This is a genomic window from Oerskovia sp. Root918 (genome assembly GCF_001428945.1).
GTDB lineage: Bacteria > Actinomycetota > Actinomycetes > Actinomycetales > Cellulomonadaceae > Oerskovia > Oerskovia enterophila.
Genome location: NZ_LMJG01000017.1, coordinates 1 through 12,079 on the forward strand (window position 1 = coordinate 1; position 12,079 = coordinate 12,079).

Annotated in this window: 8 protein-coding genes; 1 reads left to right on the forward strand and 7 read right to left on the reverse strand. The window is 72.5% G+C overall.

The features are described 5' to 3' along the window. From ASE27_RS18280 to ASE27_RS18300, 5 genes are all read right to left on the reverse strand, one after another. Window positions 1-247: NAD(P)/FAD-dependent oxidoreductase (locus ASE27_RS18280; RefSeq protein ID WP_157257705.1), on the reverse strand; the 247-nt coding region annotated here is incomplete at its 3' end. A 144-nt stretch (window positions 248-391) separates the two neighbouring features. Next, window positions 392-2,299, reverse strand: a complete 1,908-nt coding sequence (locus ASE27_RS18285) for a protein kinase family protein (protein ID WP_056654012.1) — start codon at window positions 2,297-2,299, stop codon at window positions 392-394. Between the two features lie 59 nt (window positions 2,300-2,358). Then, window positions 2,359-4,215 carry a murein biosynthesis integral membrane protein MurJ gene (gene murJ, locus ASE27_RS18290; RefSeq protein ID WP_235535492.1) on the reverse strand — a complete coding sequence of 619 codons (1,857 nt, stop codon included), beginning with the start codon at window positions 4,213-4,215 and terminating at the stop codon, window positions 2,359-2,361. Continuing rightward, on the reverse strand, window positions 4,212-6,524 hold the full coding sequence (locus ASE27_RS18295) for a DUF6049 family protein (RefSeq protein WP_056654015.1): 2,313 nt from the start codon (window positions 6,522-6,524) through the stop codon (window positions 4,212-4,214). The genes murJ and ASE27_RS18295 overlap by 4 nt, the downstream gene beginning before the upstream one ends. Further along, window positions 6,521-7,180 carry an NUDIX hydrolase gene (locus ASE27_RS18300; protein ID WP_082609125.1) on the reverse strand — a complete coding sequence of 220 codons (660 nt, stop codon included), beginning with the start codon at window positions 7,178-7,180 and terminating at the stop codon, window positions 6,521-6,523. Before ASE27_RS18300 ends, ASE27_RS18295 begins: the two co-directional genes overlap by 4 nt. Window positions 7,181-7,303: 123 nt before the next feature. Here ASE27_RS18300 and ASE27_RS18305 point away from each other — a divergent pair, with 123 nt between their 5' ends. Beyond that, window positions 7,304-8,782 (forward strand): CCA tRNA nucleotidyltransferase, encoded by a 1,479-nt coding sequence (locus ASE27_RS18305; protein ID WP_056654018.1) that lies wholly within the window; start codon window positions 7,304-7,306, stop codon window positions 8,780-8,782. Window positions 8,783-8,941: 159 nt separating this feature from the next. On the opposite strand, the gene ASE27_RS18310 is transcribed toward ASE27_RS18305, so the two are convergent. Both ASE27_RS18310 and ASE27_RS18315 read right to left on the reverse strand, forming a co-directional pair. Next, the gene (locus tag ASE27_RS18310) at window positions 8,942-10,477 is read right to left on the reverse strand and encodes an MDR family MFS transporter (protein ID WP_056654021.1); all 1,536 of its coding nucleotides are present in this window, start codon (window positions 10,475-10,477) and stop codon (window positions 8,942-8,944) included. 277 nt (window positions 10,478-10,754) lie between these two features. Continuing rightward, window positions 10,755-12,077 carry an MFS transporter gene (locus ASE27_RS18315; RefSeq protein WP_056654024.1) on the reverse strand — a complete coding sequence of 441 codons (1,323 nt, stop codon included), beginning with the start codon at window positions 12,075-12,077 and terminating at the stop codon, window positions 10,755-10,757. Window positions 12,078-12,079 lie beyond the last annotated feature (2 nt).

The following is a 12,079-nucleotide window of genomic DNA, read 5'->3' on the forward strand; positions in this document are numbered from 1 at the left end:
CGCCGAACTTCTCGGCCTGCTTCTGCAGGTTCTCCATGAGCTCAGGACCCATGATCCCGTCGGGGAACCCGGGGAAGTTCTCGACCTCGGTCGTGTTCATCAGCGCGCCACCGGCCGTGATGGAACCGGCCAGGACCAGGGGTTCGAGGCCCGCGCGCGCGGCGTACACGGCGGCCGTGTACCCGGCGGGGCCCGAACCCACGATGATGACGTTCCGCGGCGCGGTCGTGGGGCTGTTCTCCGTCACGTGTACTCCTCAGTGGTGGGTGGTGCACCGGGTCCAACGCCCAGGGGCGTCCTTCTGTTCCGAGGGCACCGGTGTCGGTGGTCTGCTGCGCTCCCTCACGCCGACGCGGGGAGCGCAGCAGTGCGGTCGATGCTGGTCAGCCGTTCAGTAGACCGTGATCTCGTTGAGCTCGACGCGGTACGCGCCGTCGGGGGCCTGGGGCAGCTCGGTGATCATCAGGACGAACGTCGTGCCCTTCGCGGCGGGGTCGAGCTCGAGCTCGACGGTCTCCGAGAAGGTTCCCGAAGCCAGGATCTCGCCACCGTTGGGCTCGGCGGGCGTCACGGCGCGGACCTCGACGTGGCCGCCCGTGTTGTTCGTGCTCAGGACGATCCGCTGGACGGTCTCCGGCTCCCTGAACGAGAAGGTGTAGCCGGTACGCGACTTGAGGCCGCCGAAGCCACCGTCCTTGTAGGAGTACGTGAACCAGAAGGTCGACGGGTCTCCGTCGATCGCGAGGGGCACGGCCTCGGGCTTCTCTCCGACGTCACCGGGGTCGGCCACGTCGGGGTCGAGCAGCCCGCCGCTCGCGATCGTGAGGGGATCGGTGTTGACCGGCAGCTCCTCGTCGGTGCCGCCTTCCGAGGGGTCGGACCCGCTCGGCTGCTCGATCCCGTTGTCGTCGTTGGGCGAGGAGGTGTCACCGAACCCGCTGAGGCCGAACTTGACGCCCCACACGACCGCGACGATCACGAGGAGCAGCACGATCGGCATGATGATCCAGGTGCTCTTGGACCCGGTCTTCTTGGTGGGGGTGGTGGCGAAGGGGCCCGACGGCGGGCCCGCCGCGGTCTGTCCGGCGGAAGGTTGGGCGGCGGCCGGGGGAGGCGGCGGCACGCTGACCGTGGGCTGCGCCGCGGAGACCGGGTGCGGCACGGCGGCGGCCGGCTGCGTCGGGTACCCGCCGGCGGGAGGCCCGGCCGGGACCGCGGCGTAGGCCGCAGGAGCCGGGGAGTCGGCGTAGGTGGGAGCCGGGTAGCTCGCGCCGTCGGGCAGCGTCGATGCGCCGCTCAGGGGGACCCGGTGGATCCGTCCCGTGGCCGGACGATGGAACGGTACCGCGGGCGGCGGGGTGCCCGGCGGGGTCGAGAGCGGGACGTCGAACGCGCTGCGGATCGACTGCCTGCTCACCCCGTTGGTGGGCTGCGGGGCGGGGCGCTGGACGAAGGTCGGGAGCGCGGCGACCACCGAGAGGGTGCCCCAGGGCTCGAGGGCCGAGACGATCTGGGCGGGTGTCGCGGGAGCCGGGCGGTCGCCGTCGGCGGCGGTGTCGTCACCCGATGCGTCCGAACGCGCCGCGGCGTCGGCGAAGACCTGCGCGCAGAGCTCGGACAGGTCGGCGGGCGCCCCGGGGACCACGGCCGCGAGCGGGAGGATGCCCGAGGCGTCGCGCTGCGCCGGAAGGGGATGGACGGAGTCGGGGGTGATCCACGGCACGTCGAGACTGGGCCCGGCCCAGCGCGCGGTCATGGCGTAGTAGAGGAGCGCGACGAGCCCGACGGCGTCGAGGTGGGAGGTGACGTCGGCATCCTGCTGGTCCTGCCCGCTGATCCCGGCGTCGAGACCGAGGCCCGTGACGAGGACCTTGTTGCCGTCGACGCGGACGGCCTCGGGGCGCAGCGCGAGGTGGTGGACACCGCGGCGCCGTGCCACCTCGAGCGCAGCAGCGGCCTCGCCGACGATGACTCGGGCCTGCTGGGCGTCGACGATCCCGCCCGCGACGACCTCTGACAGCGTGATGCCGGCGAAGGGCTCGGTGATGACGTAGGCGATGCCGTCGTCGGTCCCCACGTCGAGCACACGGGTCAGCCGGGGGTCGGCGACGAGCGCAGCGCGTCGTGCCGAGTCGATCGCCTCGGTGACGTGCTCCCCGGTGACGAGCGAGACACGCACGGTGCGGTTGAGCACCGAGTCGTGCGCGGACCAGGCGGTGACGTCGACCAGGTCGCTCGCCAGTCGTTCGGCCAGCAGGTATCGCCCTACCAGCGTCGTGCCGGGTCCTGCTGCGGTCACCTGCCCACCTCGAACTTCCTTGCCGTTGACATCTTCCCCCCACATGGTACGGGCGCCTTCTATCTCGCGGCCGGACGTCGTCGCCCGAGCTTGCGGAGCAGGGGGTCGGCGAGCTGGTCGAGCTCACGGACCCGCATGGCCTTGAGACCGCCGATGTACACGGCGGTCATGATGATCCCGACAACCACCGTGACGACCGCGGCGCGGAGCCACGACAGTCCGTACAGGTCACCGAAGAGCTGAAGTACACCCCATCCGACCGCAGCGCTGGCTCCCGCGGCGAGGATGGTCTTGACGTGCATCCGGACGATCCGGAAGGCGTCCAGCCCGTGCAGCTTGCGCCGCAGGCCGGCGGTCCGCAGGAGCACGACGATCATGTTGGACAGCGACATCGCGGCACCGACGCCGACGACCCACCACACGGGGTCGAGCGTGCGCGTCGCGAGCCACGCGATCCCCACGAGCGCGACGGTCGCGGGGACCTGGATCATGAAGACGGTCTTGCCGTCCTCGTAGGCGAAGTACACCCACTTCATGAGGACCATGCCGCCGAGCGGCACCAGGCCGAAGGCCATGGCGACCAGGATCTGGCTGACGGCGACGGCCCCGCTCGGCGAGACGTTGATGAGCAGGAGCTTGGTGAGCGGCAGTGCGAGGATCGCGAAGACCGCGGTCGCGAAGACCGTGAACACGCCCACCGTCCGCACGCCGCGCGACAGGTCGTGACGCACGCGCGCGAAGTCGCCGGCCCCGGCGGCCGCGCTCATGCCGGTGAACAGCGCGGTGGCGATCGACACGGTGACGAGCGAGTGGGGCAGCAGGTAGATCATGAGCGCCTGGGTGTAGGCGGCGTTGCCCGCGACGGAGAAGGCCTCGGGCGCGCCCGTCACGACGCCCGTGACCACCCCGAGCGCGGCCGGTTCGGAGGCGTAGTCGCCGAACGTCTGCCGCAGCGCGGCGGCAGGTGCGCTCGAGGCGAACTGCGTCGTGAACAGGACGCCGATCTGCTCGAGGATCACGGCACCGAACGTCCAGATCGCGACCTGGCCCGCCGAGCGCAGGCCGATCCCGTGCAGGCCCAGGCGGAAGTGCCAGCGGAAGCCGGAGCGCCACAGGGGCAGGATCAGGATGAGGGCCTGGGACGCGACCCCCAGCGTCGCCGTCCCGGCGAGGAGCGCGATCTTGGCCCCGTCCCACGTGCCGAGGTCCTCGACCGCGCCGGTCGCGTACGGGCCGTAGATCAGGATGAACGCGACGAAGCCGACGATCGACACGACGTTGTTGACCACGGGGGCCCACATGAACGGCCCGAACTGTCCGCGCGCGTTGAGCACCTGCCCGAGCAGCGTGTACAGCCCGTAGAAGAAAAGCTGGGGGATGCACCAGAACGCGAACGCCACCGCGAGCGAGAACTGCGCGGAGCCCCACCCGTCGGTGTACAGCGACACGATGATCGTGGACGCCGACGTCAGGAGCAGGCTCAGGCCCAGGAGCAGGACCCCGGACAGCGTCAGCAGCTTGTCGAGACGTTCCTGCGGGTTCTTGGAGCGGAACGCGCGGATGATCTGGGGGACGAGGACCGCGTTGAGGACACCGCCCGCCAGGATCGCGAAGAGCACGTTGGGGATCTTGTTCGCGACGTCGAACGCGTCGGCTGCGAGGCCCGTGGTCCCGATCGCGGTGATGAGCAGGACGTTGCGGACGAGTCCCAGGATGCGCGAGACCGCGGTCCCGGACGCCATGAGCATCGAGCTGCGGCCGAGGCCGCCCTTGGTGCCGGTCACGGTCGTCGTCCCTGCCTCGGTGTCCTGGGTGCCGTCGGGCGCGGACGACGTCGCTCCGGCGGCGATGGGCGCCGCGTCGTCGTGCACGGGGCGTGGCCTGCGCGGCGTGCCGCTCGGGCGGGCGTGCTTCACTCCTCGCTCCCTGCCGAGGCGTCCGACGACGGCGCCGAGGCCTGAGCGGTCGGCACACCGGACGCGGGGGTGAGCTCCGCGACACGGCGCGGGGAGCGTCCGCGCCGGATCGTCCGCCACAGGCCGCCGATCATGAGCAGGGCGACCAGCCCGGCGAACACCGCGGTGCCGACGGTCTCCCAGTCGGCGCGCACCCTGACAGAGAAGTCGGAGGACGGAGCGACGACCGTCCCGGACGGGACGGCGAGGAGCTCGACCTCGACGCGGACGTTGCCGCTGCCGTACGCCCGGACCGGGACCTTGAAGTCCACCTCGGTCCCGGGCGGGATGGGGCCGACGGGGAACGAGACGACCTTGAGGCGCGCGTTGTCCGGTCGGAGCGCGACCTGGACCGTGACCTCCTGGTCGAGCGTGTTCTGCACCCGCACGGGGATGTTGCCCGACGTGTTGATGAGCAGGACGCCCGACCCGCGACGGACCACGGCGACCGACGAGCGGAGGCGGTCCGCGTCGGCGATCGCCGCCTGCACCGCGGCCGTCCGTTCGTCCTGCGCCGCGCGGTACGCCACGGCCGTGGGCACGACGAGCGCGGGCTCGGCCTCCTGGACGATCGCGGCCGGGTCGGTGGCGATCGTGGAGAACGTCGAGACCTCGGAGCGGGCCCGCTGGAGCGACGACATCTCGGGTGCCGGCAGGACCCCTTCGCCGCCGTCGGTCTCGGGGAGGGCGCTCCGCTCGACGTCCGGCACCGGTGCGGACAGCAGGTCGTCGACGGGGGTGAGCGTGACCCAGGAGGCGGCGTCGAGCGCGTCGAGCACGGCGTCGAAGGCGGCAGGGTCCGGGTCGAACCCACGGGAGAGCGCGATCAGGAGGTGTCGGGAGTCCGCAGGGCGCTCCGAGGCGATCACTGCGGTCTCCGCGAGGAGGCGCTGCGTGGCGTCCGCCGTCGAACCCGCTCCCGAGGCCCGGGTGCCCGCCGAGAACGCCTCGGTGAGCGCGGCGTCGGACACCAGAGCGGTCGCGGGACCCGCGTCGGTCTCGACCGTGGCCAGGCCGGTCGGGGTGTAGCTCACGGAGTCCACCGGGGTCAGGCCGTCGCCCCGGACCACGACGAGGGGCGATCCGGCCTGCACGCTCGTGCGCACGGTCGCCCGGCCCGGGACCTCGTCGCCGGGGAGCGTGAGGTCGGTGCGCCAGGAGGGATCCGTCGTCGAGCCTCCTGGCAGGGGGACCGACGGCGCGGGGAGCGCGGCCCCGACCTGTGCGTAGGCCGCAGGGTCCGGGTCGTAGGGGCGGAGCGCGAAGATCGACCGGTCCGCGGACGCCTCGTCGAAGGCGGACACCCACGCCGCGGTCGAGCTCTCGGCCGAGGTGCGCGCCGCGGCGACCAGCGCCGGGTCGACCGCCCAGGCGACCTCGGGGCGACCCGCGGTCGCGGTGAGGAGGTGTCCCAGAGGTTGCTCGGCACCGAGCGCACCGTCCACGGCCGCGACGTCGACGCTCGTCTGCTCCTGCCCCTCGGCGTCCGGGGCCGTGGTGAGGCCCAGCGGAGGGCCGGTCACGGGGGCGAGGAGGCTCAGCCCGACGGGTGCCGGCGCCGCGGCGTCCTCCCACAGGAGGAAGGTACGCAGCACGTCGAGCCGTGCGGAGCCGTCCGTGACCGTGATCGAGAGGGGGCGGGGCCCCCACGTCGATCCCGGTTCGAGGTTGAAGTCGTCGGTGTCCAGGTCGAACGTCACGGTCGCCTCCTGGCCCGGGGCGATCGGATCGAGGGCCTCGGTCGCCATGGCCTCGGCGGACCGCTTGGAGGTGGGTTCGTCGGCCCAGGTGGCCAGGGCGGACCGGGTGCCGAGGAGGCGCCAGTTCACGCCGAGCGTGGCCCGGGGGGCCGTCAGCGCCTCGTCGGTGCCGTTGTGGATCCGCGCGACCACCGTGACGGTGCTCCCGGGACCGACCGTGGTGGGCGTCATCGAGACGAGCGTGGTCGAGACCGCGCCCGGCTCGTCGACGACCGCGGGCGCGGCCCCGGCCGCCCCGCTCGTCCCGACAGCAGCGGACGCCGTGGCCTCACGTGCACCGCCGGGGGAGGAGGGTACGACGACGAGCGCGAGGGCGAGCGCTGCGGTCAGGAGACCGCCGACGAGGTTCCTGGTCAGGGATCGAGGACCGGAAGCCCTGGCACCGGTACGCAGGTCGTCCGGGGACGACCGAAGGAGCGGTCGAGTCTGCGGGACGGCCGAGGGCGCGGGGGAGTCTGCGGGGCGACGGCTCGATGCACGGGCTGAGCCGACGGGCGAGTGGAAGGTCATGAGTGGTCGGTCGGGTTCCGGGGGTCGTCGGGTGCCGGCCGGCTGGTACGGACGACGGTGCGAGTCACGGTACCCCGGAAGCGGGCTGTCGTGCGCCGACCTCGGAGGACGTCGTGCGCGACGGCCGCGAGGCGCCGCTCGTTCGGGTACGACAACCGCTCGGGAAGGTCCTCGAACGGGATCCAGGCGACGTCCTCGGCCTCGCCGTCGGGGTCGCCCTCGACCGTGAGGCGCCCGCCCGTGGCCTTGAGCAGGAAGTGGTGGACGACCTTGTGCACGCGCCGGTCCTCGCCCGTGAACCAGTAGTCGATGATCCCGAGCGGCAGCTGGACCACGCCCGTGATCCCCGTCTCCTCGGCGATCTCCCGGACGGCGGCCTCCTCGGGCGTCTCGTCACCCTCGAGGTGGCCCTTGGGCAGGCACCACTCGAGGCGTCCACCCCGGTTGCGGCGGGCGATGACGGCGGCCCGGAACAGGCCGTCGAACGTGTCGACGACGAGTCCACCTGCGGAGATCTCCTCGACGACGGGGAGCGGTGTGGTCGGGGAGGGCGCCGGGGTCGCTGCGCGCGCGGCCTCCGGGTCGATCCGCAACGCATGCCCACCGGGCGGTGCTGGGACACCGCGGTGGTCCGGAGAGTGCGCTGGGGTGGACATGACCCAACTTTACCGAGTGTGGAGTCGGCGCCTGATCTGGCACGCTTGGATGTCGTGCCGACTCCTTCCCAGAACGCCCCCGTCCCCGAACCTTCCGCGCAGCCAGCGGGGGGTTCTCGTGGGGTGCCGACCACGCCCGAACAGCTCGAGCTCCTCCGGCGCGCCCTGGCGGTGCTGACGGAGATGGCGCCCGCGGCGATCGAGCTCGGGGAGCTGTTCCACGCCGCAGGCCACGAGCTCGCCCTCGTGGGCGGTCCGGTCCGCGACGCGTTCCTCGGCCGCGCGAGCAACGACCTCGACTTCGCGACCTCGGCGGACCCGGACCAGACCCAGGCGCTCCTCGCGGCGTGGGGCGACGCGCACTGGGACATCGGCAAGGAGTTCGGCACGATCGGCGCCAAGCGGTTCGGGCCCAAGGGCAGCCCGCGGGGGACGGGTGACCTGGTGGTCGAGGTCACGACCTACCGCACCGACGAGTACGACCCGGCGTCGCGCAAGCCGCTCGTCGCGTTCGGGGACACGCTCGTCGGCGACCTGTCCCGGCGGGACTTCACGGTCAACGCGATGGCCGTGCGGGTACCGGAGATGCTGTTCGTCGACCCGCACGACGGCCTCGCGGACCTGGCGCTGGGCGTCCTGCGCACCCCGATCGCCCCCGAGCGCTCGTTCGACGACGACCCGCTGCGCATGATGCGGGCAGCGCGCTTCGCCGCCCAGCTCGGGTTCGAGGTCGAGCCCGCGACCCGCGCAGCGATCGTCGACATGGCCTCGCGCATCGAGATCGTCTCCGCGGAGCGCGTGCGCGACGAGCTGACCAAGCTGCTGCTGTCGGACGAGCCGCGCAAGGGGCTCGAGGTGCTCGTCGAGACCGGGCTCGCGGACCACGTCCTGCCCGAGCTCCCGGCGCTGCGCCTCGAGATCGACGAGCACCACCGGCACAAGGACGTCTACCAGCACTCGTTGACGGTGCTCGAGCAGGCGATCGCGCAGGAGACGGGGCCCGACGGCGCGGTGCCGGCCCCGGACCTCGTCCTGCGGCTCGCGTCGCTCCTGCACGACATCGGCAAGCCCGCCACGCGGCGCTTCGAGTCCGGGGGCGGGGTCAGCTTCCACCACCACGAGGTCGTGGGGGCCAAGCAGACCGCCAAGCGGCTCAAGGCCCTGCGCTTCGACAAGGACACGGTCAAGGACGTCTCGCGGCTCGTCGAGCTGCACCTGCGCTTTCACGGGTACGGCGAGGGCGAGTGGACCGACTCCGCGGTGCGGCGGTACGTCACGGACGCCGGCCCTCTGCTCGAGCGGCTCCACCGCCTGACCCGGGCCGACTCGACCACGCGCAACAAGCGCAAGGCGCAGCGTCTCTCCGACGCGTACACCGACCTGGAGCAGCGCATCGAGCGGCTGCGGGGCGAGGAGGAGCTGGCCTCGATCCGTCCCGACCTCGACGGGCAGCAGATCATGGCGACCCTGGGGATCGCTCCCGGCCCCGAGGTGGGCCAGGCCTACAAGTTCCTGCTCGAGCTGCGGCTCGACCGTGGCCCGCTCGGCGAGGATGTCGCGCGCGAGGAGCTGCTCGCCTGGTGGGCGGCTCGCGAGCAGTGAGCGCGAGCCCGGCCGCGGGCTGACGCCGGCCGAGGTGCTGGTCGGCTCTCGCGGTCGGCCGGTCGACCGCGGGCCACCTCGAAGGCCGGGAACGACGAAGGGCGGGCACCTCGGTGCCCGCCCTTCGTGCGTCGTTCCGCTCGCGTGCCGTCGGCCGCGTCAGCGGCGCTCGGGCGCCTCCCCGACGCTCTCGAGGACGGGAGCGTCGAGCGTGGCGGGCGCGACGGCGTCGGGCAGGACGGGGGACGTCTCGACCGCAGCCGGCCTGCGCAGCAGGAACGTCAGCGCGACCGCGACCAGCGTGACCGCCGCGCCCCAGACGAACGCCGAGCTCACGCCCTCCGCGAGGGCGACCTGCTCGCTCGCGCCCTCAGCGGCCAGCGCGACCGAGCGCGACGTCATGACCGCGACGAACAGCGCCGTCCCGGCCGCGCCCGCGAGCTGCTGGACCGTGCCGATCATGGCGCTGCCGTGCGAGTACAGCGACGGCTTGAGCGCCGAGAGCGCCCCCGTGAACAGCGGTGTGAACACGAACGCCAGGCCCAGGCTCAGCACGACGTGCGCGCCCAGGACGAACCAGGGCGACGTGCTCGCGCCCACGGTCGACAGCGCGGCGAGCGACACCGTGACCGCGACCAGGCCCGGCAGGACGAGGGGACGGGGTCCGACGCGGTCGTACAGGCGTCCGACCGTGGGACCCAGCAGACCCATGAGCAGACCACCCGGCAGCACGAGCAGCCCCGTGTACAAGGGGTCCATGCCCAGCGAGTTCTGCAGGTACAGCGGCAGCAGGATGATCGAGCCGAACAGCGCGATCATGCTGACCGCCATGATCCCGAGCGACACCGTGAAGCCGCGCGAGGAGAAGACGCGCAGGTCGAGCAGCGCCGCGTCGCGACGCTGGAGGACGAGCTGACGTGCGACGAACAGGACCAGGAACACGGGTCCGACGACGAGCGGGATCCACACGGGGACGACCGGCGTGGCGCGCGCGGCCTCACCCAGGTTGGACAGGCCGTAGACCAGACCGCCGAACGCGAGGGCCGCGAGGACGAGCGAGAGCGGGTCGAGTCGCGTGTGCGTCCGGTCGGCCGAGTCCTTGACGTACTTCGCGCCGACGACGAGCGCCACGAGGGCGACCGGCAGGACCAGGCCGAAGATCCAGCGCCAGCTCAGGGTGTCGAGGATCAGCCCGGACAGCGTCGGGCCCAGGGCGGGAGCGGCCGCCATGACGATCGCGACGTTGCCCATGATCCGGCCACGGGCCGTCGGGGGGACGAGCGTCATGATGGTCGTCATGAGCAGCGGCATCATGATCGCGGTGCCCGAGGCCTGCACCACGCGCGCGCCGAGCAGCCAGCCGAAGCCGGGTGCGAACGCCGCGAGGGCCGTGCCCGTGCTGAACAGCGACATGGCGAGCAGGAACGCGCCGCGGGTCCCCAGGCGCTGCAGCAGGAAGCCGGTCGCGGGGATGACGATCGCCATGGTGAGCATGAAGGCCGTCGTGAGCCACTGGCCCGTGGTCGCGGAGATGTGCATCTCCGCCATGAGGTGCGGCAGGGCGACGCCCATGGTCGTCTCGTTGAGGATGACGACCGACGCCGAGACGAGCAGCAGCGCGATCACGAGGAAGTTCTCGCGCGAGAGCTTGTCGGAGGTGGGTAAGGACGGGGCGGTGCTCTGAGGTACCTGCATGGCTCTCCTGTGGGGTCGGTGCGCGCCCGCGCGGCCCGGGGGAGCACAGCGAGGGAGGTGGGGAGCGTCGGGTCGAGAAGTCGTACGCCCTACGAGAAACGACGCTCAACCATCCTGAGTTATTCCCCGCGACCCTGACGACTCCTTTTCCGGGCAGGACTCATCGGTCGTCCTCCGACGACGACGCCGACCGGGTCGCGAGGCCCGGCACGGCGCCGGTCTCACGGCACGCGTTCGCGCGGGCAGGGATCCGGGGTGAGCGACCTCACCCCACGCGCTACTCGCCGACGGCCGCGCGCGGGAGGTGAGCCGCGCCGTCGGGCTCCGCCGGGCGGCGTGCCCCGAACCGGCCGAAGACCACCGCCGCTGCCGCGTACGCGAGCGCGAGGACCACGAAGACCGGACGCGAGTAGCCCGTGTCCGGGAGCGTGAACGCGGCCAGGGCCGCCGCCCCCACGAACGCCGCGTTGTACAGGACGTCGTAGAACGCGAAGGCCCTGCCCCGGAAGGCGTCCGCGGTGTCACGCTGGACGATCGTGTCCACCGCGATCTTGGTCGCCTGGGCCGCGAGCCCCAGCAGCAGCGCCCCCGCGTACACGACCGTGCGCGACGGTGTCGTGACGAGCAGGAGCTGGCTCGCCGAGGCCAGGCCCAGCATGAGCGCGATCCACAGGTGCGGCCCCGTGTAGCGCGACAGGGTCGGGGTCAGCACGACGGCGAGCGCGCCACCCACCCCCGTGAGCCCGACGACCGTCGCGAACGTCGCGAGCCCCGCGTTCGCGTTGCCCGGGTCCGACAGCAGGTTGCGCGAGATGAGGATCGACGCGATGAACGTGACCCCGTACAGGAAGCGGTGCGTCGCCATGACCATGAGGGCCTGACCCGGCGTGCGCCGGGCTGCGAGATAGCGCGCGCCGTCCGCGAGGCCGCGCGCGACCTTCGCGATCTCTGTCGTGATCGCGGCCTCGGCCGGCTCGTCCGGCCCCAGCAGCCCGCGCGACATGCGCAGCGCGAGCGCCGACGCCGCCCCGAACACGAGTGCCGCGCACATGAGCGCGACCGAGTCCTTGACCCGGCCCGGCTCGAACAACAGGCTCAGCAGGAAGCCGATGCCCCCGCCGACGAAGGCCGCCGCGGCACCGAGGGACGGGGTCAGGGAGTTCGCCGTGAGCAGCAGCGGGCCGTCGACCACCCGCGGCAGGCCCGCCGACAGGCCCGCGAGCAGGAACCGGTTGACCGAGAGCGTCGCGAGCGCCAGGACGTAGATCCACGGCGTGACGCCCGACGTCAGCATGAGGACCGCCGTGGCCGCCGTCAGGACCACGCGCACCGCGTTGCCCCACACCAGCACCTGGCGTCGGCTCCACCGGTCCAGGAAGACCCCCGCGAACGGCCCCACGATCGTGAACGGGGCCAGCATCACCGCGAACGCCGCGGCGATCGACGCCGCCGTGCCCTGGGACTCCGGGGAGAAGAAGAGGAGCGACGCCAACCCGACCTGGAACATGCCGTCGCCCGCCTGGCTGACCAGCCGGACGGCGAAGAGCTTCCTGAAGTCGCGCAGCCGAAGCAGGACGCCGAGTTCCGAGATCACACCCACCG